At 51.3% G+C, this 23,467-nt stretch carries 23 protein-coding genes and 5 pseudogenes; 11 read left to right on the top strand and 17 right to left on the bottom strand.

Going from position 1 to position 23,467, the window contains the following annotated elements; translation table 11 throughout:
• Window positions 1-56: 56 nt before the first annotated feature.
• Window positions 57-485, bottom strand: a complete 429-nt coding sequence (locus tag K3T82_RS41665) for a thioesterase family protein (RefSeq protein ID WP_220199385.1) — start codon at window positions 483-485, stop codon at window positions 57-59.
• Between the two features lie 885 nt (window positions 486-1,370).
• On the opposite strand from K3T82_RS41665, the pseudogene K3T82_RS41660 reads away from it, so the two are divergent.
• Both K3T82_RS41660 and K3T82_RS41655 read left to right on the top strand, forming a co-directional pair.
• Window positions 1,371-1,838: pseudogene (locus K3T82_RS41660) on the top strand (IS6 family transposase); the annotation flags it as partial.
• A 66-nt stretch (window positions 1,839-1,904) separates the two neighbouring features.
• Window positions 1,905-3,062, top strand: coding sequence for a hypothetical protein (locus K3T82_RS41655; RefSeq protein WP_220196968.1), 1,158 nt, complete (start codon window positions 1,905-1,907; stop codon window positions 3,060-3,062).
• 558 nt (window positions 3,063-3,620) lie between these two features.
• Here K3T82_RS41655 and K3T82_RS41650 read toward each other — a convergent pair.
• On the bottom strand, window positions 3,621-4,712 hold the full coding sequence (locus K3T82_RS41650; RefSeq protein ID WP_220199384.1) for a transposase: 1,092 nt from the start codon (window positions 4,710-4,712) through the stop codon (window positions 3,621-3,623).
• Window positions 4,713-4,789: 77 nt separating this feature from the next.
• On the opposite strand from K3T82_RS41650, the gene K3T82_RS41645 reads away from it, so the two are divergent.
• Window positions 4,790-6,247, top strand: coding sequence for a helix-turn-helix domain-containing protein (locus tag K3T82_RS41645; protein ID WP_220199383.1), 1,458 nt, complete (start codon window positions 4,790-4,792; stop codon window positions 6,245-6,247).
• Window positions 6,172-6,612 carry a hypothetical protein gene (locus K3T82_RS41640; RefSeq protein ID WP_220199382.1) on the top strand — a complete coding sequence of 147 codons (441 nt, stop codon included), beginning with the start codon at window positions 6,172-6,174 and terminating at the stop codon, window positions 6,610-6,612. Before K3T82_RS41645 ends, K3T82_RS41640 begins: the two co-directional genes overlap by 76 nt.
• A gap of 234 nt (window positions 6,613-6,846) precedes the next feature.
• Here the strand turns inward: K3T82_RS41640 and K3T82_RS41635 are convergent, their stop codons facing one another.
• From K3T82_RS41635 to K3T82_RS41625, 3 genes are all read right to left on the bottom strand, one after another.
• Window positions 6,847-7,518 carry a dihydrofolate reductase family protein gene (locus tag K3T82_RS41635; protein ID WP_220199381.1) on the bottom strand — a complete coding sequence of 224 codons (672 nt, stop codon included), beginning with the start codon at window positions 7,516-7,518 and terminating at the stop codon, window positions 6,847-6,849.
• A gap of 54 nt (window positions 7,519-7,572) precedes the next feature.
• Window positions 7,573-8,205 carry a helix-turn-helix domain-containing protein gene (locus K3T82_RS41630; protein ID WP_236031881.1) on the bottom strand — a complete coding sequence of 211 codons (633 nt, stop codon included), beginning with the start codon at window positions 8,203-8,205 and terminating at the stop codon, window positions 7,573-7,575.
• 218 nt (window positions 8,206-8,423) lie between these two features.
• Window positions 8,424-8,690: a hypothetical protein gene (locus K3T82_RS41625; protein ID WP_220199379.1), complete on the bottom strand. Its 267-nt coding sequence runs from the start codon at window positions 8,688-8,690 to the stop codon at window positions 8,424-8,426.
• Window positions 8,691-8,822: 132 nt separating this feature from the next.
• Between K3T82_RS41625 and K3T82_RS41620 the strand changes: the two are divergent.
• Window positions 8,823-9,639 (top strand): annotated as a pseudogene (locus K3T82_RS41620) (IS5 family transposase).
• A 38-nt stretch (window positions 9,640-9,677) separates the two neighbouring features.
• Here K3T82_RS41620 and K3T82_RS41615 read toward each other — a convergent pair.
• The 3 genes and pseudogenes from K3T82_RS41615 to K3T82_RS41605 all read right to left on the bottom strand — a co-directional run bounded on the left by K3T82_RS41615 (window position 9,678) and on the right by K3T82_RS41605 (window position 12,659).
• Complete coding sequence (locus K3T82_RS41615) at window positions 9,678-10,640, bottom strand: NADP-dependent oxidoreductase (protein ID WP_220199378.1); 963 nt, start codon at window positions 10,638-10,640, stop codon at window positions 9,678-9,680.
• Between the two features lie 340 nt (window positions 10,641-10,980).
• Window positions 10,981-11,814, bottom strand: a pseudogene (locus K3T82_RS41610) (IS6 family transposase).
• 191 nt (window positions 11,815-12,005) lie between these two features.
• Complete coding sequence (locus K3T82_RS41605) at window positions 12,006-12,659, bottom strand: lipoprotein LpqH (protein ID WP_220199377.1); 654 nt, start codon at window positions 12,657-12,659, stop codon at window positions 12,006-12,008.
• Between the two features lie 337 nt (window positions 12,660-12,996).
• Here K3T82_RS41605 and K3T82_RS41600 point away from each other — a divergent pair.
• The 5 genes and pseudogenes from K3T82_RS41600 to K3T82_RS48600 form a co-directional block, all read left to right on the top strand.
• Window positions 12,997-13,098: pseudogene (locus K3T82_RS41600) on the top strand (helix-turn-helix domain-containing protein); the annotation flags it as partial.
• A gap of 450 nt (window positions 13,099-13,548) precedes the next feature.
• Window positions 13,549-13,704 carry a hypothetical protein gene (locus K3T82_RS41595; RefSeq protein ID WP_220199375.1) on the top strand — a complete coding sequence of 52 codons (156 nt, stop codon included), beginning with the start codon at window positions 13,549-13,551 and terminating at the stop codon, window positions 13,702-13,704.
• A 3-nt stretch (window positions 13,705-13,707) separates the two neighbouring features.
• Entirely contained in the window at window positions 13,708-15,450 is a 1,743-nt protein-coding gene (gene ltrA / locus K3T82_RS41590) for a group II intron reverse transcriptase/maturase (protein ID WP_236031880.1), read from the top strand.
• A gap of 5 nt (window positions 15,451-15,455) precedes the next feature.
• Complete coding sequence (locus tag K3T82_RS48605) at window positions 15,456-15,821, top strand: hypothetical protein (RefSeq protein ID WP_236031879.1); 366 nt, start codon at window positions 15,456-15,458, stop codon at window positions 15,819-15,821.
• Between the two features lie 53 nt (window positions 15,822-15,874).
• On the top strand, window positions 15,875-16,045 hold the full coding sequence (locus K3T82_RS48600; RefSeq protein WP_236031878.1) for a hypothetical protein: 171 nt from the start codon (window positions 15,875-15,877) through the stop codon (window positions 16,043-16,045).
• A gap of 134 nt (window positions 16,046-16,179) precedes the next feature.
• Here the strand turns inward: K3T82_RS48600 and K3T82_RS41580 are convergent, their stop codons facing one another.
• From K3T82_RS41580 to K3T82_RS48590, 9 genes and pseudogenes are all read right to left on the bottom strand, one after another.
• A complete protein-coding gene (locus K3T82_RS41580) occupies window positions 16,180-16,665 on the bottom strand; it encodes a nitroreductase/quinone reductase family protein (protein WP_220199374.1) in 486 nt (161 codons plus the stop codon).
• A gap of 74 nt (window positions 16,666-16,739) precedes the next feature.
• On the bottom strand, window positions 16,740-17,789 hold the full coding sequence (locus K3T82_RS41575; RefSeq protein ID WP_220199373.1) for an LLM class flavin-dependent oxidoreductase: 1,050 nt from the start codon (window positions 17,787-17,789) through the stop codon (window positions 16,740-16,742).
• A 134-nt stretch (window positions 17,790-17,923) separates the two neighbouring features.
• Window positions 17,924-18,295: a DoxX family protein gene (locus tag K3T82_RS41570; protein WP_220199372.1), complete on the bottom strand. Its 372-nt coding sequence runs from the start codon at window positions 18,293-18,295 to the stop codon at window positions 17,924-17,926.
• Between the two features lie 98 nt (window positions 18,296-18,393).
• On the bottom strand, window positions 18,394-18,831 hold the full coding sequence (locus K3T82_RS41565; RefSeq protein ID WP_220199371.1) for a MarR family winged helix-turn-helix transcriptional regulator: 438 nt from the start codon (window positions 18,829-18,831) through the stop codon (window positions 18,394-18,396).
• Window positions 18,832-18,941: 110 nt separating this feature from the next.
• Window positions 18,942-19,295, bottom strand: a complete 354-nt coding sequence (locus tag K3T82_RS41560; RefSeq protein WP_236031877.1) for a recombinase family protein — start codon at window positions 19,293-19,295, stop codon at window positions 18,942-18,944.
• A gap of 25 nt (window positions 19,296-19,320) precedes the next feature.
• A complete protein-coding gene (locus tag K3T82_RS48595; RefSeq protein WP_236031876.1) occupies window positions 19,321-19,722 on the bottom strand; it encodes a hypothetical protein in 402 nt (133 codons plus the stop codon).
• Window positions 19,723-19,756: 34 nt separating this feature from the next.
• Window positions 19,757-20,137 (bottom strand): HNH endonuclease, encoded by a 381-nt coding sequence (locus K3T82_RS41555; protein ID WP_236031875.1) that lies wholly within the window; start codon window positions 20,135-20,137, stop codon window positions 19,757-19,759.
• A 312-nt stretch (window positions 20,138-20,449) separates the two neighbouring features.
• Window positions 20,450-21,007 carry a leucine-rich repeat domain-containing protein gene (locus tag K3T82_RS41550; RefSeq protein ID WP_220199368.1) on the bottom strand — a complete coding sequence of 186 codons (558 nt, stop codon included), beginning with the start codon at window positions 21,005-21,007 and terminating at the stop codon, window positions 20,450-20,452.
• Window positions 21,008-21,054: 47 nt separating this feature from the next.
• Window positions 21,055-21,232: pseudogene (locus tag K3T82_RS48590) on the bottom strand (transposase); the annotation flags it as partial.
• A 154-nt stretch (window positions 21,233-21,386) separates the two neighbouring features.
• Between K3T82_RS48590 and K3T82_RS41545 the strand changes: the two are divergent.
• Complete coding sequence (locus K3T82_RS41545; protein ID WP_220199367.1) at window positions 21,387-23,465, top strand: bifunctional nuclease domain-containing protein; 2,079 nt, start codon at window positions 21,387-21,389, stop codon at window positions 23,463-23,465.
• Window positions 23,466-23,467: the final 2 nt, after the last annotated feature.

Below are 23,467 nucleotides of genomic sequence, written 5' to 3'. Positions count from 1 at the left end.
GTTTGAGTATGACATCTGGCTCAAGCTTTTTGCAAGCCCAAGTCAACAAACTACCGCTAGGTGTTCGTTGATTGCGCCTTCTGCTTTGCCCTCTTGACAAATCGCTCACGGTCAATGAGATATCGTTCGTGTGTGCCCTTGGTAATGATGTCGAGACTGTCGTGAGCTTCCACTTCGAAAATCAAATGACGCCCATCTACCTTGACGACCGTAACCTTCACAGTGACAACTAGTCCTGGAGGCGTTGCTGCGAGATGACTGACATTGATATGAGTCCCCACCGTTTGCTCGTGTGGCCAATCAAGATAGGGATGAATGGCTTTGATACACGCCCATTCCAGCAGCCCTACCAGAAATCCTGTCGCAAAGACCTCTGGCATCTCCTGAAATTCTGGCGATTCAGGATAGAGTGCTGGAACAGTCTTCGAGTGGGGGATACGAAATTGGAACGTATACACAATCCCAGCCTTAAGTGTGTTTTTCATGGGATCCTCCAGAAAACCTTTCTTAAGTCTAGCTCAGTTTGCAGAGCAAAACAATCCTCATAGCTTGTATACTCGTCATTGTCTATTTGGTCTGCATGAATGCGAGTAGTTTGGCGCAGGAAAACGTTGCAAGCGAACCTACGATTTCATGTTCCGCACCTATTACTACTTGACAATGGTGATTCTCTATTTGGCTGCGATTAGGAGGTGGAAAGTATATGTATATAAAAAAGCAAAGATAATCTTTCACCGCTTTTCTTCCTATTTTACCACAGGGGAACTGTAACCGACTGTGATGCAAAAAGAAAAAGTTGTTCCAGCTTTAGATTAGTTTGAAGGGCTTTCTACGCCAAAGATCGTTTGTTGTTGATAAATGAAAAGGGGGCGAAATGGTTCCGAATGAGAAAGAAAGGGAGCCAAGAGGAGGAGAAGCCAAGGCGAGCGAGAAAGAAAGGAGTTGCAGCTACGCTTGTAAGGACATGCGGTTGTAGGAGAGATGGGGAAAGAAGCGAAGGAGGATCATGCCACTGTGAGTGTGAGGAGAACTGAGAAAGAGGGGAGCTACAAGGGGGAAGTGAATAGATGCGTAGAGACGTATGGAAATATGGAAAGCGATAAGAAAGAGTTGCCAAGGAAAAGGAGGTTGGGTATCTTTAGAGGAGCGATAGGTATCAATAGATGAAAGGAGTGGAAGGTGTCACTGGGTGTTGTTGATAACTGAAAAGGGAGCCATTTGGCTCCGAATGATAACGGAAAAGGGGTCAAGAGGAGAGGGAGTGAAGGGGAGTGACAAGGAAAGGGGCCTCAGGCACGATTGTAGGCTGTGTTGCAAAGACAAAACTGATCGGCTACAGCGGGGAGAAACGAGCGAATGAGGTTTCCTCCATGAGCAACCCAAGTCAAAATCCGTTCAAATGGCGTCACTTTCAGTCTGACATTATTCTCTTGTGTGTTCGCTGGTATCTGCGCTATTCCTTGAGTTAGAGGGACCTCGAAGAAATGATGCAGGAACGTGGCCTCCAGGTCGATCATACCACCGTTTACCGATGGGTCCAGCATTACGCTCCAGAGCTTGAACGACGTTGTCGTTCCCATTTGAAGCCCACGACCGACTCGTGGCGCGTTGATGAAACGTCTATCAAAGTCAGAAAGGAGTGGCTCTACCTCTATCGAGCGGTCGATTCTCAAGGAAAGACGCTCGATTTCGTGCTCAGTCCAAAGAGAGACGCGCAAGCTGCCTCGTACTTTTTTCGCACAACGCTTGCCGCTTCTCATACCAGCTCGCCACGGGTCATCAACGTCGACAAAAACGCGGCTTACAAAAACCGAGCGAGAAAGCCCCGCTCGGTAGCACTGCGCTAACTGGTGAAAAGGTCAGGAAAGCTTGAAAAAAGCAGCGTCCAAAGAGATGCTGCGCTTATGCAAAAAAGTACAGAGCCAATGGACGCATCCTCTCAATTTTGCCCGAACGAGATGTGTTGCGCAAGAGGCAAAAAAGGGGCAGGAAACATCAGTATTCATGGACGCAAGCGACCACGATATCGATGTCAGATGTGTCGAAAGACCTTTAGTGCCCGCAAAGGGACGATGCTGGAAGGCCTACGCAGGCCAGCGAGCCTGGTGATCATTGTGATGACGTTAGTGGCCTATGGTTGTCCGGTCCAGGCCATTGTGCAGGCGTTTGGGTTAGACGAACGCACCGTCGCCAGTTGGCGTGATCGAGCAGGCGAGCACTGCAAGCAGGTCCATGAGGCGATCGTGCAGCAAGGACAGCTTGATCTAGTGCATGTGCAGGCCGATGAGATCCGGGTGAAAGGGCGTCAAATGGTTGCCTGGATGGGGTTAGCGATGATGGTCTCAACGCGTCTGTGGCTGGCTGGGGTAGTGAGCCGAAGGCGCGATAACCAGCTCGCTGATTGCCTTCTGCGGCAGGTGCGAGCGTGCAGCCAATCGTTGCGGACGCTACTGGTCTGCACGGATGGATGGGCATCGTATCCGGGCAGCATTCGTCGAGCTTTCCGTGAAAAGGTGAAAAAGACCGCAGGCAAAGGAAGAGCATGCTTGATGCCGTGGCCTGACATCGTGATTGCAACGGTCATCAAGCGCACGGAGAAAAAGCGTGTAGTGGAAATCACGCGGAGAATGACACAAGGTCTGCTGTCTTCAGCCGAAAAGCTGTTACAGCAGTCACGAGGCGGAACGGTGCTCAACACCGCTTTTATCGAGCGCTTCAATGGGACCATGCGCGAACGGCTCGCGAGCCTCACGCGTAAATGTCGCCATGCGGCCCATCGTGTACACGCGCTGGAAACGGGCATGTATCTGCTCGGCTGCACCTACAATTTGTGCTTTGCACACCACGAATTGAGTTCGGCCAAGCATTTCGGGTTTCCTTGTACGCCAGCGATGGCGTCAGGCCTCACCAATCATATCTGGGGCATTGGCGAGGTGTTGACCTTCAAGATTGCTCCAGCACCTTGGGTTGAGCCGAAACGGCGGGGACGTCCTCGCTCACGCCCGTTGCCTGATCCAACGGTGCCCAAGCGACCGCGAGGGCGTCCCCGCAAGCTCGCTTGAGCACGTTCACCGGTTAGTGGGGCTGTACCCTTCCCAGTGGAGAGAAATGTTTTTGTGGGAATACTTGTCCTATTTTATACACTCGTTCCTGGTTTGTTGAGTTGGTGTATTTTCCTTCGAGACAAACGCCGTCTTGTCCAATGAGAGTAGCAGTACACTATTTCTTCGACATCAAAAAAGGCGGTGTTCTCTCTATGGGTTGTGTTGGCTGGCCAATCGACAATGGCTATGTCGAACACGTGTGTCGATGTTCGTTTCTTCTCCTCGTTGGAGACGTCCAACATTACTGAAGCAAAGGTAATTGAAGTACTCCCTTACCGTGACCTGCGGCGGCTTCGCTTTGCGCGTGTGTCACTAGCAGGATCTGGGGTGACCTGGAGACGATCTACTTCATGGTACGTCTCGCCAACGCGAGAAGGCAGTGAAGAGATTGAGGCTTTTAATATGAGGCGCATGACATGCTCCGTTTTCCCACTTAGCTTGCGTTTTAACCACGACAAGGGAAGCGAAGGCCAAAAAAGGTGATCGCAAGCCAAAAAGAAAAGCAAAACGGAGGATTTAAGCAGCCTTTTTGACGGCAGGATAACGCGGTGCGTGCCCAGAAAGGCGGCCTTTTGGTCGTCCGGGCGATCGTCCACAAGGTTTCGGTACATTTGCAAGCCTTGGGAGATGTCTCAGAAGTGACGGAAACGCGCGACGCACGCGATAGGGAGTCAACTTCCCCTCGGTCAAGGGCTTTTCCCAGGGTAATCGGTGATCAGCCACAAGAGGGCGGGCCAGACGCAGTTGCGTGTATGCGAGTGCGACCAGCCATGTCCAGCGGTCCGCCTGTTCAGGGTGACGAACTCGTGGCAAAGTCCAGTTGAGAAATTGTTTGACAAAGCGAAAGGTGTGCTCCAAGGTAAAGCGGGCGACATAGGCGCGCCAGACCTGCGACAGGAGAGGCTGCTGAGGAGCATGCCACCACAACCACAATTGTTTAGGGACACGCGTGTGTTTGGGCAGCTGAGCGACCTCAACGAGGATCAACGTGCCACGCATGAGCGGTCGTGGGCCACGAGTGCCGCGTTTGGGATGATTCCGAGGGATAGCGTGGAGGTGGTGCCAGGCGCGCACATGAACATGACCATACTGCGAATCCTCAGATGCATACTCCTGATCGGGCTCAAGCCAAGTGGTGTGATCAGCGCAAGCGAACTTGTGCCCATGTCTTGGGGGACGTCCCGTGGAAGCCAGTTCCGTAGGATCAGTGTAAAAGCAGCGCCCCGATCGTAAGCGAGTGAGAGCAGCTGCTCGTAGAGATCCCCAGGCAAGAGCCAGTTGTCCCGGCTCATAGCCTGCATCAAAGACAAAGATAGGCACAAGAGCATCATCGGGATACTCCCGCAACAGCTCTTTGATTTGTTCGACTGCAACTTGATTGATGTTGTCAGCAGGCTTCAGACGACGGATTTTGCGCGGAGCGGTCCAACTGTCGTGAGCGAAGCTCACCTGGGCAATCCAGTGATAGGCCCAACCTGCCACAATTGGTTGACCAGCCGAGTGACGGGAAGGATGATGATAAAAAGCGCGTTGGGGGCTCGTTTCAGACCCCGCCAGAGGATACTTGACGAATTTGGGCTGTGAACCTGGGACCGCCTGCTTACCCAAAAACTCTTCACATGGAAAAAAGTCCTACTTCATTGACTGATGCCAAAGGGTTGGGTATAGAAGAAAGATAAGGTGATGTGTGTACATCCTTACTAGTAGAGTGTTTACAGCGAGAGAAGACGGTGCCCAATCCCAAAGAAAAACTTCCACGTATTGCGCGAACGGATGATTGGCACACGGTGAAGCAGCGATCTCTCTGGCCGGAGCAAGTGACCTATGAGATGATACGCCCCGTGGTCCTGTTCTCGGAGACGGCAGCCGAGCGCGCGAAAGAAACCGGCGAACCAAGAACGAGCCTGTATCGTGCTGTTGAGCGGTTCGAGCAACAGGGCATGAGCAGTCTGTTTACTCCAACACAAAAGCAGCGCGAGGATACCCATCGGAGTCTTCCTACCGCAATACGCGAGGTGATCATTGAACTGAAAGCTGAATTTCCTTTTCTTCATCTGCGAGAAATTGCCACGATCTGCTATGTACGGTTTGGCCGTAAGCCCTCTCACCATACGATCCAGCGGGTGCTCGCTGAGACAGCTCCACGTCCCAACAAGCACCGGAGATATCCTCTCTGGGCAGAGATGACAGACCCAGCTGAACGAAGGCTGGCAGCCATTCGGCTCCATGCTGAAGGGTTTCATATTGCCAGCATCGCTACCTATTTGGGAACCAGTCGGCAGACCATCCACACGACCCTCAAGCGGTGGATTGAAGAGGGTGTACGTGGGCTGGAGGACAAAAGTCATGCTCCAAAGCATCCCAAGCGCAAAATCACCCTGGATAGTATGAACGAGATTCGCAAATTGCAGGAAAATCCAGACCTTGGTGAATGGCGTATCCACGCAGCCTTAAAGGACATCGGTATCAAACTCTCTCCAAGGACATGCGGAAGGATATTGCAGCTCAATCGTCAATTGTACGGATTGAAAGGCCCACAGAAGGAGCCACACGAACCAAAGGAGATGCCTTTTAAAGCCTCTCGAAGGCACGAGGTATGGACAGTGGACGTGAGGTACATTGAGGACCATTTGCTTGGTCCTGACCCGATCTATTCGATCACGATTATGGATAATTTCAGTCGTGCCATCATTTCGAGCGCACTCTCTCCGAAACAGGATTTGACTGCTTATCTGATCGTTTTGTACTCAGCTATCCGCCTCCACGGTGCGCCGGAAGCGCTTGTGAGCGACAACGGATCAATCTTTAAGGCCAAACAAGCGATGCGCATCTATGAGCTTTTAGGCATTCGCAAAAAGTTTATCAAGAAGCGTCAGCCATGGATGAGCTATATAGAGACAACGTTCAATATTCAAAGAAGAATGGGAGATTTTCACTTCAAAAAAGCGAAAACCTGGGAAGACATGCGTGTCGAACATGACCGTTGGGTGGCCGATTACAACTACCAGGTCCACTGGGCACATCGTCATCGTGAAGATAATCGACATTCGCCTGCTGAAGTTCTCGGATGGGTTCATGGCAAAGACTGGACCCCGAGCAACTCGACCGGATCTTCTACTCGACCCGCTTTGTACGAACATTGAACAAGGGAGGCTATCTTCGGTTCAGGCATTGGCGTCTCTACGGTGAACTGGGTCTGGCAAAACGAAAAGCCAACATCTGGCTCTCCAAAGAACATCTCACGGTGGAATTTGGTGATGAGCCTCTTTCGCAATATGCCGTACGATATCAGTCCGACGAGAAACGTCTGCGCGATATTGTGGAACCTCGCCGTTTCGAGACCAGGTATCGTTCTCCTCAACTCGAACTGTGGCAAAGTGGTGAAGTCGAATGGCATTTGGTGAAACGGTTACCTGACTATGCTCTCAGGCGCAAACGCAGAGCCGAGGGCGACGTGATTCAAATTCCATTCCCTGAATTTGACACTCGAAAGCAAACCTCATCATAACCTTGTTCACATCAGTGATTCATCTTTCTTAGACGAAAATGAGCAGCAGATGACGAAAATGATGTAAATGTGCTCGCTCTGTGGGAGGAATGCTCGCTCATTGCGTGGGAGGTTCGATCTCTTTGACGCCGCGATCCAATGGTGCGTCGGCCCACGAAACGTGCCAACTTCCTCCCGACATCCGCGAGCACATTTACACCTTGGGCGACGTACAGGCGTGTGCCGTTGATAGGTTCATTGCGTCTCTGTTTCTCCATCGGCAGTGTGCTGTGATGATTCTGAATCAAAGATCACCGTCTCCTGGCCCACCTCTACTTCGCCGTACTTGAGGCCGCCCACACGTTCGTAAACATGCAGAGCTGCACCAGTCGTGGTCAGTTGTGTCTCGACAAGGCGAAAACTGCGCGGGACCGTGCCTCCCTCGAACAGACGCTTCCCAGTACCGAGAACGACAGGAAACTGCCAAATACGAAGGGTATCAACGAGATCGTGCTGAAGAAGGGTTTGGATGAGGTTGCCGCTGCCGTGGACCTGAATCTCACCGCCTTCCTGTACCTTGAGCGAAGCCACCTCCTGGGCAACATCGCCCTTGAGCAGGATGGAGTTGTTCCAGTTGACCTTCTGGAGCGTCCGGGATGCGACGAACTTCGGCCTCGTGTTGAGCGGTTCCACTGGATCAGTGGACTTGGGCCAGGAGCCTGCAAACATCTCATAGGTTTTCCGACCGAAAAGAAAGGCGTCAGCGTGCCTCGTCCACTCAGACATGACCTCGCCAAATTTCTCATCGATATAGGGGACGAGCCATCCGCCATGTTGGAAGCCACCGTCGCGATCCTCGTTCGGGCCGCCAGGAGCCTGCATGACACCATCCATCGTCACGAACGTGCCCACAACCAATTTTCTCATGTTTCTTCTCTCCTTGTCTTGCGAGTGTACTGCCTCAAACAGGGCTACCCTAACTCATTCAAAGAGATTAGTATTGTACAGAAACGACAACTGCCCCGACTGATTTCTATCCTTGATTTGTGCAGGCGTCCACCCGATAAAACGTTTCAGTTCCCTCATCAGGTGTGACTGATCGAAATACCCTGCCTGGTAAACCACGTCTTGAATGGATATGCCTTGTTGTAAGAGAATTGTCGCATGACGAGCGCGTTCAATAAGGCGAGCATCAGTGTGGGACATCCCAGTAGCGCGGAGGAAACGACGCTGTAAAGAGCGTACTGATAGAGCGTTTGGTTGACCACGTAAGAGAGATTCTATGACAGGTTCAGTCACCAGTAGGCCCTCACGTACGAGCTGATCAACAAAGGTCTCGGCATTTTCATAGTTTGGAAACTGCCACCCCGATCCATGCAGCCAAAAGGATTGGCGCGTCGCGAGAGGCAAAGTCACCCCTCCATCCACCAGAGTAGAGGTGGGAAAGAGGGGCATACATGTGCCGAACTTGAACAAGATACCAGTCCATTCACCATCTGCCGGACAGTACACCTGTGTTGCTTTCGTCTCTGGCCCTTGTATGTCGAGCGTGATTGTGTCTTGAAGCCTTGTAACAACCATCATCCAATGAGTGGCGGCAATCGACGTAAACATCCCACACCCGTGGCTATAACTGCTCCAGACCCTTTCCACGAAAGAGGAATCCGATGGTCTTTCCTTGAAGATAACCCTCACCCCTTCAACTGGAGGCTCAAGGGTTTCGTGAGGCTTGGATATTCGCAGTTGTTCACCCCCTTTGTGTTCTCAACTCTATCCTACTTGAAGATCACCTTTTCGGCAAGTGTTCGTCCCAGGTTCACAGCCCAAATTCGTCAAGTATCCTCTGGCGGGGTTTGTTTGGCGAGCAAGGTCTCGACGGCTTGTCCATCGATTTTCCCATCAACCAGAGCATCGTAGATGCTGCCCCAGCTCCGCTGAAAACTGGCGGCCAGACTCAAATGTGCTGGGGAGAGAACCGCACCAGTCGTAAGCAAGGCGTCAGTGAGGTCAAAAAGTGCATCGCGACGCCGCGTGAAGAGTTGATACATCTGCTGACGGAAGCTCGTCAGTGGTTCCAGGGGAGTGGTATTCATGCTCATAGTATCGCATATTCAGCTTGTTTTGTCAGTTTCTGCCTGCTTGTTTGACCTCGCTGGTTAAAACACAAGCTTAGAGCTTATCCGAAAACCATGTGATAGAATACCAGGCAAAAACGAATTAAGGAGAGGCAGATGGCAAGGACACGCCCATGGGAGGTCAGCGATGCATTGTGGGAGCATGTTGCTCCCTTTTTTCCTCCAGCCCCCTCGCATGCCAAAGGAGGCCGTCCGCGCCTGCCTGATCGCCAAGCCTTCGAGGCCATCGTCTACGTTTTGCGCACCGGCATCCAATGGAATGCCTTGCCACGGGAATTGGGAGCCAGTTCCACCATTCACGATCGCTTTTAACAATGGGAGCAAGCGGGGCTGTTCAAGGCATTGTGGCAAGATGGACTGGCAACCTACGACGAGCTGGTGGGCATCCAGTGGGAGTGGCAAGCGATGGACGCAGCGATGAACAAATCCCCCTTTTGGCGGCACCGCGACTGGTCCAAATCCCACCGATCGCGGCAAATTGGGGACAAAGCGAAGCGTGTTGACTGACGGGGCAGGGATCCCTCTGGCACAGGTGATCGATGAGGCCAATCGACATGATGTCAAACTGCTCAGCGCTACCCTGGATGGAGTGCTCATCCAGCGACCAGAACCCGACGGAGAGCGATTGGAGCAATTGTGTTTAGATGCTGCCTATGACTCAACCCCGGTCTATAAAGAACGTGTTGCTCGTCATTATTGGCCGCACGTGCGTAGCCGAGGGCAGGAGCGTCTGGAGAAAGAGATTCTCCCAGGTTATCGCGCTCGTCGTTGAGTGGTGGAACGAACCCATGCCTGGCTCAACCGCTCTCGTCGGATCCTGATACGGTGGGAGAAAAAGGCGGAAAACTCTCTCGCCTTTCTTCATCTGGTTTGCGCGCAATTGCTCTTTGCGAAGATTGCGGTTTTCGGATAAGCTCTTAATGACTCTGCATACAGGCGAAAGGAAAGATGTTACTCGGCAACGCGTAGGACAACTTTTCCGCGTATCTGGCCACCTTCGATCAGTTCGTGTGCTTTGCGTGCCTCTGCAAGCGGGAGAACCGTCTCGATGTGAATGTGGACATGCTCCAGACCAATGAGCCTGCCAATCTCGTCCAGTTGTGCCGCATTAGGCTGCACCCAGGCGATATCTTGAATGGTTACAGAAGCCGCAGCCGCCTGTTCGACAGAGTACTCACCCCAGAAAATGGGAACTAAGGCGCCACCACGCTTCAGTACCTGGAGCAGGCGATTACCATGTTTGCCACCCACTGCGTCAAAGACCAGATCAACATTCTGAGCCGCTTTCTCGACCGGAGTCGCAGTGTAATCAATAAACTGATCAACGCCCAGTTCCCGCAGAAACGCCTCATTGCGCCCCGATGCCACGCCAATAACCCTTGCACCTTTTCTCTTCGCAAATTGTACCGCGAAGTGCCCCACTCCACCGGAGGCGCCATTGATCAAGACAACCTGTCTGGCCTCTAAATGTCCATGATCAAAAAGTGCCTGCCAGGCCGTGAGGGCCGCCAGTGGCACGCCTGCCGCCTGGATATGATCCATGAAGGGTGGTTTGTGAGCTAACTGTGAAGCCTGGGCCGTGGCATATTCAGCGTAGGTGGCGCCGTTCATCGTGAGCCCATAGACCAAATCGCCCACCTGAAAGGCTGTGACCTCAGGCCCAACCGCTGCAATCTCTCCTGAAAGATCATTGCCTGGAATAAAGGGAAATGGGATGGTGAGCCCGAATTGTTTATTGGCAATCCCTGCACGGATGTTCTTATCACCAGGGTTTATTCCTGCGGCATGAATGCGAACCAAAACCTCTCCAGGTCCTGCGATGGGGCGTGGAACATCCTCATACTGTAAGACCTCGGGGCCCCCATAGGTAGGAAATCGGATAGCTTTCATGGTGGGTGTCATGGCTATATTCATTCTCTTCTTCCTCATTGTGCTGCTCAACCGGTAGCCTCTGGTGTCTCTCGATGATGTACATCAAGCTCTCTGAAAGGTGGCTTCCTGGCTTCTCTATTTGCCTGAAGTATACGCGCTGTAAATGATGAATGCAAATCATTTTTGTCATAATATCATGAATGTTTTGCATAAGATTTCTTCCCTTTTCAAAGCCTTGTGATATTGGGTCGTGCGGAACTTTGGCGACCCTATTGCACATGTGGTGCTGGAGGTGATTGAAGCCCTTGATAGGTAGTATCAGAACTGAGAATACAGAAAGCTTATCAGGGTCCAGAGAATGCTTCTTACTGTTCGTCTCTCGCTATGAGGCTGTTTGTATCAATGCCTTCAAGGCGACAAGTTTTTGGAGAAAAACACGTCGTTGTTCTGGGAGTGAGATCGGTTCTCCCATGGCGCGACGCGAACGGAGGTAGTTGCGTAATTCGTCAAAAGCACAACAGAAACGTGCCGCCGCTTCAAATGTTCCAAAGCCACGCATGGGATAGTTGCGCTGTTTGATCCCTCGATGGTCTTGTTCCAGGCGATTATTGAGGTATTTGTTGCTCCGATGCTGAACAGGGGTGCCCATGGTCTCGCTTATCGCCCTGGGATAGGAACGATGACCATCTGTCGTAACCGATTCTGGGGTATGGCCAACCACAGCGACTGCCTGCTGGAAAAACCGCTGAGTTGCCTCCATATTTCGTTTTTCACTTAACATGGAGTCAACCAGATGACCATCGTGGTCGATGGCTCGATAGAGATAACATCACTTTCCATGCACTTTGAGATACGTTCCATCTACATGCCAAGACTTCCCAGCTTGTCCACGTCGCCTGGCTCGCAAGTGATCTGCCATCAATGGAGCAAATCGTGCTTCCCAATCACGTATGGCTTCATGAGTGAACGGAAAACCTCGCGCCAAAAACATTTCCGCGATGTCTCGCAGACTGAGTTTATAGCGTAGTCGCCACACGATTGCGAGCAGGACAATGTCTGTCGGGAATTCAAGGTAATTGAAAGGAGTACCAGTTCGCTCGTTGAATGTACGTTGACAGTGAGGGCAAAAGAACGTGGCGTAACCCAGTTTCGTTTTCTTCGCTCGTTTCGTCGTGGTTGTCATAGCACAATGTGGGCAGAGTTCATCAGTCAACATTCCCCATTCTCTCCTGTTTTTACAAGATCAGCATACCAAAAGTCTGACTTTCTTGCCAAGGAGTTGTCTGAGTTCTGACAGAACCATATGACCTGGAGAAGATCGGCTTCAAGGAGTGCGCCGGCGAGGGATGCGTGTGCTCGTCGCTGGCGCGCCTGTTTTCTCTGTGTACGCTTCTGTGAAGCTTGTGGTTATGGGCGAGGAAACGTGATGGTGGGGTTTACGTTGGACCGTTGATCGACAATCAGAAAAGCTGTCTGAGAGGTATTCAAAGAAAGTCTGAGAGAAATGCTCTCTACTGGAGAGTAGACTGGCAAATCGGTGCTATAGCGAAGGGGTTGGTTTTTTGCGGCTGTTCGTGTACAGACCCAATCAGTGAACTCACATGTGTACACTTCCAAGCGAAACGGGGCTGTTGCCGTTTCATCATGATTGTCCATTTCCTTTCCAGTTGCTTGGAGTGAAAGCTGATATGTATGCCCTTGAGAGGTCAGACTATCTTTGTGGTCAAAGCTGGGAAACAGAGAGCAGAGCAAGAGGATGTATCCACAGATCCCCATTATACAGATGGCTGTAAGTACCCCTGCGCCAACCACCAGCCGTTTCCAGGCAATCGGCAGCGCCTTCCATGTCACGTTTCTCCCTGTTTTGGAAACAGCAAAACGTGTGAAGAGGGAGATGCTGAGAAGGATGAAAAGAGAACCGAAGAGGGTGTAATAGAAGAACCCATAACGTTGTGTCTGCACCATCAGCCAGTACAAGAAAGGCAGGTTCCAAGCGTAGAGTTGCTGATTGAGAAAGAGGAGAGCGATGATGCCGCCAGAGATACTGATGCCAAGTGCCATCCTATTGAGGCTCTTCTTGTGAGAACGTGTAGTTGCTGATAAGCCTTTCATGGTGAACGTGATGACCTCCAATGAAAACCTTCCAGTGATACAACTCTTCTACGATGTAGATGTGCTTCCAACACTATTCATCTTGCGTGGTAATCAAGTCTATCAAATTTTTTCCCCTACATGTATGCTATCCTTCACAATCCTGTTATGGAAGGTGCCAGTTATCTTATCGCGCCAGAAGACCTCTGTGCTTCACACATGGGGATGAATGGCGCGCTCCTTTGTGGGGTAGAGCGGGCGGCTCAAAAGATTGCTCTTTTACACTGTACATGGTGGACTGTAACACATGAAGCAGAAACACGCCTACAAGTATCGGTGCTCTCCCACTGACGAGCAGAAGCAGACGCTGGCTCGCACTTTTGGCTGTGTTCGCTTCGTCTACAATTGGTTGCGACAAGAAGTCGCTTACGTAGCTGTTGGGACTGCTTAAACAGGACTCAACCTGGTGTTTCACCACCAGTACTCTACCAAGACCCGCGTCTGAAGCAATTTTGAGGTGGGAAGCTCTTGGAACAATGTATCCTCCTGAAAAGCCGATGGAACCGTGAGGGGAAATCGGAACTGCGAGCATCAATGCGGTTGAGGGGCTAGGGTGGATGGTATGGCTAACCCACGTGAACCGTTGATAAACGTCGTAAAGACGAAGAAGCCAAAGATGCTGAGAGGCTTCAACCAAAATGGTAAGTGACAGGAATAGAGGTATCCAGTTTCCTCTATCGTGGACAAAGATCACCGGCGGACAGACGGAGCCTAACCCATCCAGGTACGTAAGTGGAACTTGGTAAATCTGTATCTCTCCCCACGAGGGGAAAGCGATCCATGAGGAGAGCCCATAGAGATGCAGATAGAGGAGGACGGAGAAAGCAAAAGCCTTTCTGTAATGGAGGGGATAGGGATTGCTCCAATGAGGAAACATCATCCCACGCGAAAGCGGGCAGACTTCCGTCTGGTCTTTCATGACGAAAAGGATTGGCAAACGACACAGAAGGAATAGCAGATGGCGGCAGAAACGACCTCATTGGAACTCTCCAACGAAGAAATGTCTGCTGGTGCGTCCTTCCACGATATGCTCGAATGGCATGGTATCCAATGGTACCGGACCGAGCGTAACGTGCGGCGGCTCCAAGCCAGAATCGTCAAGGCAACTCAGGAAAAGAGATGGGGTAAGGTGAAAGCCTTGCAACGGCTCTTAACCCACTCATTTAGCGGTAAAGCACTTGCTGTGAAACGAGTGACAGAAAACCAAGGGAAAAAGACCCCAGGCGTAGACAAGATCACTTGGGAAACGCCGGAAAAGAAAGCACAAGCCATACGCGACTTGAAGCCGAGAGGCTACCATCCTCAACCGCTCAGGCGTGTGTATATCCCCAAGAGTAACGGTACTCAAAGACCACTCTCGATCCCCACGATGAAGGATAGGGCCATGCAAGCTCTCTATCTTCTGGCACTCCAACCTGTAGCAGAGACACTTGCTGACCCGCATTCGTATGGCTTCCGCCCCGAACGATGTACGGCAGATGCCCTTGTCTACAGCCATATACTCTTTTCACAAAAGAATGGCGCGGCATGGGTGCTGGAAGGAGATATCAAATCGTGTTTTGACAAAATCTCACACGGTTGGCTCCTGGCTCACATTCCCATAAAGAAGGATATCCTGAGAAAGTGGTTGAAAGCGGGATATATGGAGGAAAACGTCCTGCACGCAACCGATGAGGGTACACCGCAAGGCGGGATCATTTCACCCGTCATTGCGAATATGGCTCTGGATGGTCTAGGCCAGCAACTCCTTCAGCGATTTCCACGATCAGCTCATGGAAATAGCCCAAAGGTGAACATGGCAAGATACGCCGATGACTTTATTGTGACAGGAACAACCAAGGAACTCCTCGAACAAGAGGTGAAGCCGTTCATCGAAGAATTCCTGGAGAAACGGGGGCTTACCTTGTCACAAGAAAAGACAGTCATTACCCACATCAAGGACGGTTTCGACTTTCTTGGACAAAATGTACGTAAGTACAACAATGGTTCAGTCCTTACGACTCCATCGAAGAAGAATGTGAAGACATTCTTGAAGAGAATCCGAGAAACTATCGAAAGCTTTAAAGGGGATACAGCCGGACAATTGATCGTAACACTCAACCCCATGATACGGGGATGGGCGAATTACCATCGGTTCGGTGCCAGTAAGAAAACCTTTAACTCCGTGGACTGTGCAATCTACAAGAAGCTCTGGCAATGGGCAAGAAGAAGACACCCAAAAAAGAGTGCGACTTGGGTACGAAAGAAATACTTTACGACACAAGGGAACTACAATTGGGTGTTTACTGGGGAGATACAGGACGAGGATAGCCAGCCAAAGCTCGTCCATCTACGGCGAGCAGTGGATGTGAAAATCCAGAGGCATACTCCTATTCAAGGGAATGCCAATCCGTTTGATCCAGCATGGGAAACGTACTTCGAAAAGCGACTCGACGTAAAGACGGAGCGAAACCTAACTGGGAAGCGACAGCTCCTGCATCTATGGCGAGAACAAAACGGCATCTGCCCTATGTGCTACCAGAAAATCACCAAGATTACAGGGTGGCATTGCCACCACACCATCTGGCGAAGCAAAGGGGGCGCAGATCGAGTAGAAAACCGTGTTCTTCTCCATCCTAATTGCCACATGCAACTACATAACCAAGGTTTACATGTGGAGAAGCCGCGTCCGGAAAACAAGAAGGGCGTTCGAAAGGCTTGAGCGGCATGAGGACGAAAGACTCACGTGCCGTTCTTAGGGGGCTTGGGCGCAGCAATGCGCCCCGGCTACCCGGCGCACTGCGCAAAAAGACCGATGCGTTCTATAATGAGCACCAACACCTCTACTATAAAAACCTCTCTGCCATGCGCCCTCTCTTGAAACAGCAAAAGGAGCATGCCTGGCTCGCCGAGGCGTCAAGCGTCCCTTTGCAGCAAGCCCTTCGCCACCTCGACCAAGCCTTCCTCAATTTCTTCGAGGGGCGTGCCAAACATCCAGCCTTCAAGAAGAAGCGCCACCATCAATCGGCAACCTACACCGCCAATGCCTTCACCTGGCGCAATGGATGCCTCACCCTTGCCCGCGATGGGTGAGCCTCTGGCAATTCGTTGGTCGCGTCCTTTACCAGAAGGTGCGACCCCTTCGAGTGTCACCATCACCAAAGGCAGTGCTGATCGGTACGCGCGTGAGCATCCTGGTGGAAGAGGAGATAACGCATTTGCCATCCAATGAGCAGGTGATCGGGGCTGATCTTGGCTTGACGTCTTTTGTGGTGCTCTCCGATGGTGAGGTGGTCGGCAACCCCAGGTTGAGGTAAGCCCAGGATACGTGTAAAAATCGATCACAAAGCAATTTGTTATATTTTCATCCTGAGAGAAGGCCATCAAACTTTTGGATGGCCTTCTCTCAGGATGAAAACGTTGGAACCCCAAAGAGTTCTTTTTCTCGTCCTCATGGGTCAAGGCGAACCCGTACCAGTGCGGTCGCGAGTGCGGCCCGGCGAACCCCTTCTTCCTCTGGCTGGCCTTGCGCGTCCAGCTCGATCTCATAGAGCTTTCTCATCTGACGAGAGCGTCCGGCAAGAGGAATGAGGGCTTGCGCAACGGTCTCATCGCCATAAAACACTTCTGCCTCGCCGGTGCGTTTTTTGCCCCGGAGCCAGAGTGTCACTCGTGCATTCCCCCGCAGATTTTTCCACCAACTCCGACTCGAAATAACCTCTATCTGATTGCCCTGCTGGGTATATCCAGTCGGAAAGGTGTAGGTTTTTCCAGTCTTACGTCCCTGGAATGAAAGCAGCACAAGCGTGTGACTTGCGATACCATGCAAAGGAGAGCGCAAAAGGGGGATCATCAGCCGGTTTATCAGGGTAAAGATCGCCGGTGCTTTCTCGCTGGCATTTGCTTGGGTGGTTGATTGTAAAGAATCCGTCGTCATCTGTTTGTTCTCCTCAATGAAGGAACCATATGTACTCAGAGAGCAGGATCAGCAAAGGAGCGTCTGGCAACAGCTCAAGCCTGACTGGCCTTAGCCGTTTCGCGGCGCACGACTGGGAGAACTTCGCTGCCCAGCAGTTCAATCGTTTGGGCTACCTTCTCAAAGGGCAGCCCTCCAATGTCTACCTGGCCGATGAAGCGCTGATGCTCGAATAATTCATGCTGGGAAAGCATCTTATCAATAATTTGTTGTGGACTGCCAACAAACAGCGCGTTTTCTTGTCGGGCCTCCTGCTCATACTCCGCACGGCTAAACCTCATTCCCCTGGTTCGCTCGCCTCCCAATGCCAGGAAGTAGTTATTGCGGTAGGGATAGAAGGTGTCCAGCGCTTCCTGGGAGGTTTTCGCGACATGGATATAGCTGGTGACCGCAACCTTGAGGGTGTCCTGGTGATGCCCAGCGCGCAGACCCGCATTACGGTAGAGATCTACCAGAGGGACAAAGCGCCTGGATGCGCCCCCAATGATGCCCAGATTCATGGGCAATCCCATTGCACCTGCACGAACGGCACTTTGTGGTGTCCCACCAACGGCAATCCAGATTGGGAGCGGCGTCTGTACGGGACGAGGGGCAATCTCGGCGTCATTGAGCGGAGGGCGGAAACGTCCCTGCCAGGTGAGACGTTCGGACGCACGCAAGCGGACGAGCAGGTCGATCTTCTCCGCAAACAGATCGTTATAATCGTCGAGATTATAACCAAAGAGCGCGAAGGATTCGAGAAAAGCTCCCCGACCTGCAATGATTTCCGCTCGGCCATCAGAGAGCAGATCCAGTGTGGCAAAGTCCTCGAAGACCCGCACGGGGTCAGCCGTGGAAAGCACAGTGGCCGTGGTGGTTAGACGAATCCTTTTCGTTGCCTGTGCGACTGCCGCCAGGATAACTGGCGGCGCGGAGGCGGCAAAATCGAGGCGATGATGCTCGCCAAAGCCAAAGATATCTAACCCAGCCTCTTCGGCTAGCACAGCCATCTGGATGACCTCTTTCAGCCGCTCCTGCGCGCCTGGCGTGCGTTGGGTGTGAGGATCAGGGACCAGTTCACCAAAGGTATGAATGCCGATTTCCATGAGACCGTTTCTCCTTCCTGTTGAGGCTGGCACATGTCCTCTCTCCCCTTTTCCTAAAGCCCTGTTTGCAAGGTGTACAACGGGAGAACCGTGCCAATTTCTCGTTGCTTTCTCTTCATCCGAGGAGGCGCTCTTTACAAAGGAGCGAGTACCCAACGACCAACGACGATAAAGAGAGCAAGAAGCAGGAGAACGAGATTCATCCCAAGGACGGAAAATTCTCGACGAGAAAGATGAAAGATCATAGCGCACACCATGACCACACCTAACCCCAGGGCGGCAACGATGGTGAGCCAGGGAAGAATACCCGTCACCGCAGGAAGAACTAATCCCAGCCCTCCAAGTAGCTCACTGATTCCGATAAAACGGGTCAAGTCATCAGGAACATGATTGGCCCAGGGAAAACTCTTTTTGACTGCTGGCAGTGGCTGGAAGCCTTTCCTGCTTCCAGCAAAGAGAAACATCAAGGCGAGTAGCCCCTGAACAATCCACAAAGCGATATTCATTGCATGTGATCCTTTCGATCTTAATAAATGTGGACACGGGAACATCCACATTTATTAATTACCATATGATTAGGTTCCTAATAAATAGGCCAAAATTTTTAGTCTGTTCGACTCATGTTCTGGTGCATCTGCGTGAGTAGCTGGCGTAAGAAGGCTCGTTCGCGTGGAGCAATCCCCGCAAAAACCGCTTCCTGGAATTTCATGAATTGATCCGTGATGGATCGTTCCTTTTCGCGCCCTTGCTCTGTCAGATAGACCCGAACCAGGCGATTATCTTCCGCATCGCGTTCTCGCCTGACCCAGCCTGCCTCTTCCATTCGTTGGAGCACTTGTGTCACACTTGCTCCTTGAATGGAGAGTTGAGAAGCCAACTCTGACTGGGTTAACCCATCCTGGAGAAAGAGTCGGCACAGCACACCTGCGGGTGCTCGATGCATGCCAATTTGTTCCATTAAGCGATCAGAAAGGTGACGATACCCCAGGCTGATCTGTGCAAGCAGCTCCCAATCAGCAACAGCGTCTATTTCGTCAGACATCTCTCTCTCCTAGTTCATAATTCATTAAGAACCTAATCTTTTGAGAGCATAACAGATACCTTCTTCATCTGTCAAGCTACTCTACCAGACTGCTCCAGTACTTTCGCAATCTATCGAGACAAGAGAGCTTGATTGGAAGACGACCCACCGGAAAACTGTGCTCCCGTCCTTTCACGCAGGAAAACGCTACCCTTCAGATGGTTGGCTTCTCCCCCATTGACGACATATTTATAAAAGGTGGTTCGGCTGCGAAAACCCGTCCGTTTCATAATCTCAGTGACACTCATGGCCTGGCTCGCATAGAGTTCCTTGGCGCGTTCGAGGTTGGCAACGCTCATCTTCTTGGTGACAGCAGGCCGACCACCCTTGCGCCCCCTGGCACGAGCAGCCTCCAGTCCGGCCTGGGTCCGTTCGCTGATCAGATCGCGCTCAAACTTCGTCAATGCCGCCATGACGTGAAACATGAACTTGCCTGTAGGCGTGGTGGTATCAATATTCTCCTTCAAGCTCTGGGTATGGCGTGTCCATATTTGGGTCAATTTCGGAGAACGGCTGTAATCCCCAGATTTCATAGTGTTTGTGGTCGTGTGTGTGGAGTGCTGTGGTAAGGATACGATCCTGCCAGCCATTCGTCAGGGCAAGACAGGCCCAGTGGGATTTATTTCCATTGATCGATCGACCATCCTGGGTCCTTGATGGGATCTCTTGCCAGTAGCGAATGGCACAAGGTGATTCGATCAGTTTGGTCTGCCAGTCTTGTATGGCATGCATATATTCTTTGATGCCACATGGAAGCGTGTTGATAAAGGCGTCAACTTGTGAGAGCAGATGGTGTGGTGTGATCCTCTCTAGAATGGCTCGTGTGATGGCATAATATTTCGCTTGATACACACCAACCTCTTCCCAGCTCACGTTTTGTTCTCGGTCAAATCGTTACCGAGAGCTGCGGCGGCTTTGCTAGGCGCGTGTGCGTCACTGGCAGGAGCTGGAGCGATCTGGAAAAGATCTGCCTTTCATTGTGCGCCTCGCCGACGCGAGACGGCCGTGGAGAGGTTTTGCCCGTCCATACGAGGCGTAAGCGCATGGGAAATGCGCTTACGCCTCGTATGGACGGGTCTTTGACAGAGATACCATTGACACGTTTGATGTGTCGTTCATCATGGCAATGCCGATGGAGGAGACATTTGTTGCTGAGTGCTTCTCCTCCGCCTTCGCTCCTGGGCGTGATGTGGTCGATTTCAATCACATCCATATCCCCGAAGAGTAATCCACACCACCGACATTTCCCTTGTTGTTTGCATAACAAGGCTCCCTTGGCTCCATTGAACATGGGATGGTTTTTGAGTCGTTGGCTTCAATAGAGGCGGTTCCCATCGTAGGGACTGGCCACTCCCTTGACTTTGATGTGCTTCTGGATGTGTGCCTGTGCATGCTTGCGATCTGTGTTTGTCTTCCATTAACGAATGTTTGAACCTATTGCTATCACTATGTTCATCTGAGGATAGGAAGGAGAGCGGCTTTGGCAATGCCATCTGGAGTCTCCACCCTTACTAGAACATCTGGAACTTGCTCCTCGTGCTCGAGCCGGGAGCTCTGGGACCGCCCTACAGGATCAACCTCAACGTGCATTGAGATAAATTCTTTGGAGATTGGTGAGTTGGCCGAGCTCGGAAGGGAGCTGATCGAGCTGATTCTGGCTGAGATCGAGCTGCAATTCGGCCAATTGGCCAAGCTCAATGGGCAGTTGTGCGAGTCGATTCTGGTCAAGATCGAGTGTTTGCAATTTAGTGAGCTGCCCGAGCTCGGCTGGCAGTTGCGTGAGCCGATTCTGACTGAGATGTAAATGCTGGAGATTGGTGAGTTGACCAAACTCAGCGGGCAATTCTGTAAGCTGATTCCGCCTGAGACCTAATGTCTGCAATTTGGTGAGTTGCCCAAGCCCGGCGGGTACATGTGTGAGCCGGTTCTGACCAAGATAGAGCGTCTTGAGCGATTTCAAGTTTTGAAGGGTAGTAGAAAGGTATTGTAGTGTATTCTCCGATAGTGACAAAACCTCCAGATGAATTAATTGCCCAATCTCAAGAGGAAGAGAAGAGAGCTTATTGTGGAATAGCATAAGCACTTGCAGTTGTGTCAAGTCTCCAATTTCAGGAGGCAGCTCAGAAAGCATATTCATGCCTACATATAGTCTTTTTAACGTGAGTTATGGATAAACCCAACCCGTCAAGCAGCCAGAAGAGCGTGTTCATCCAGACGCAGACTGGGCTTTTTGTCCTGATGGCTGTAAGCAATGAGTCCAGCAATCAAATGGACGACAAAATTAGTAGGGCTGCGATGACGAGAATGCTCGAGTCTCAGAAATATTCTTGAGCTGGTCAATGATGGACTCGATGATGGCCCGTTAGAGAAGGGGTTCAGCCCACCGCAAATGAAATAAGTCTGCCTCCTCTTCTAGTTCTCGCTAAAGAATACTCCCTAGCAGCAGACCTTTTGAGCCATAATTACCACTAATAGAGAGAAGCAAAGTTTATGAAGAAAGGTTGTTACTCATCTACGTGAAGGAGTACAGTGATGCCCAACTGGTAGCTCGCGCGCGAGCGGACGACACATACGCTTTTCAGTTGCTCATCGAGCGTTACCAGGCAATGGCTTTCTACCTTGCACAACACTATATTGGCGAGACAGAAACCGCTCGCGAGCTAGTCCAAGATGCTTTTTTGCAGGCTTATCTTTCACTCGATCGTCTGCGCGATGCTGCTCGCTTCAAAAGCTGGTTGTATGGCATCGTCTTAAATACTTGCCGTAACTGGAGGCGCGTGCATCTTGATAGGACACTCTCGTTGGACGCTCAAACCATGCTCTTTGAAGATTCATATTCCGACAGTCTTTGCCTTGACCCACAAGAGATCGTCGAGGAGCGTGAATTGCAACAATTGCTACGCGTTGCCGTCGGTACGCTCACTCCCAAAAATCAGGTTGTCGCTTATCTCTTCTATTATGAAGATATGAGCGTTCAGGAGATAGCCCGCCGTCTCAACATAGCACAGACGACGGTCAAGAATCGCTTGCACAAGGGACGACAGCAATTACTGGCCCAACTCCAAATGCACTATCCAGAAATCGTAAGGCTAACTACAAGCAGGAGGAAGAAGAAAACTATGCTCTCGCTGAAGCTTGTCAAAGTTCTGTCAAAGAAGCAGCGTTTTTCCAGTGATACAACTATTATCCTGCTCGACGAGCAAAAACAACGCATCTGGATGCCGAGGATCTTTGAATACGTCCAGCCTCGTGACCAGATGCTTCTCCCCTTAGATGACGCTGTCATCGTTGATCCGAGCACGACCAATTTTCTCGTAGATATGATACGTACCTTGCAAGGAAAAGTAGAAGAAGTTGTCATTGACACTTTGTACGAGGACCTCCTCTACGCTCGTGTGCGTCTGAGCGGTCAGCGTGGGCGGCATACTATCAAAGCTCGCCTGCAAGATGCACTCCCATTGGCTCTACGAGATCACTGCCCTATCGTAGTAGCTGAAGAGATCCTCGATTTGCAAGCTATCGAGCTGGCAGAGTATGGTGAGACACTGCAACAACGACTAGCAGCCATAGAGGAAATCGCGGAGCAAAATCCACATCGTTTGCGGCTGCGTAGCCAGAGTCCTTCCAACTTCGATTTTAGCGATGGTCTGAGTGGCTGGAGGATTTTCACCACCCCACAGCAAGCGGATTATAGGCTTGATCTGCAGCAGACCCGTAGAGGAAAGGCCAGCCTTGCGCTCACCATCCACCAAGATATGACACCACAAGTTGTTCTGCTGAGCTATAAAAGTTTCTCGGCACTTCCTTACCGAGGTAAGCGCTTGCGGGCGAAGGCTTATCTCAAGGCAGATGGTATGCAGCAGCCAATCTTCAATATGAGCATCGCGGGTTCTTTTACAGACATAGATATGCCAGAGAAGTATAAACAACACACAAGCTATCAAGCAAATACATCATTGCTCTATATCCCAGACACAGGTAGCTGGACAGCGCATGAAGTGGTTATGGATATTCCGGCGAATGCGGATACGATCTCGTTCAGCTTTAGTATGCGAGGGCAAGGTAAAGGCAACATCTGGCTGGATGGTATACAGCTAGAGACGGTGGGTAAGAGTATGCCACTGACAGGAACGCTGATAGATCCGCTACCTCGGCAACCATTGAACCTGAATTTCGCGAACGGCCTGGAATTCTGGAGGGTGGAAAGCGAAACGCCCTGGCAATATGAGCGTGGCGTTGATCTCAGCCCGTCGTCTCCCGCTGCTTATATGAAGGTTATTAGCTCTGCCTCAGAGAGTCCCTGCACGTTACAGCAGATATTGAGCACAGAACTTTATGGTGGTCGTTGCGTTCGTTTCTCCGCTAACGTCAAAATTGCCTTCGCCGAAGCGCATGCCAGCCTGTTTATGGCACAGTTCTTAGGTGCGGCCAGGAGCGAAGAGAGCATCAAAGGCGCAAGCGAATGGACGTCCTACGAACTCATCTTAGCTGTGCCGGAAGGCTCATTTGGGTTGTGCTTTGGTATTACCTTGTATGGCACGGGGCAGGTATGGCTGAAAGACTTACAATTGCAACTAGAGAACGAGACTCATTGATG

Source organism: Ktedonospora formicarum, from assembly GCF_016587355.1.
In the GTDB taxonomy this organism is placed as follows: Bacteria; Chloroflexota; Ktedonobacteria; order Ktedonobacterales; family Ktedonobacteraceae; genus Ktedonobacter; species Ktedonobacter formicarum.
This window is presented reverse-complemented; position numbering and strand designations above follow the sequence as displayed.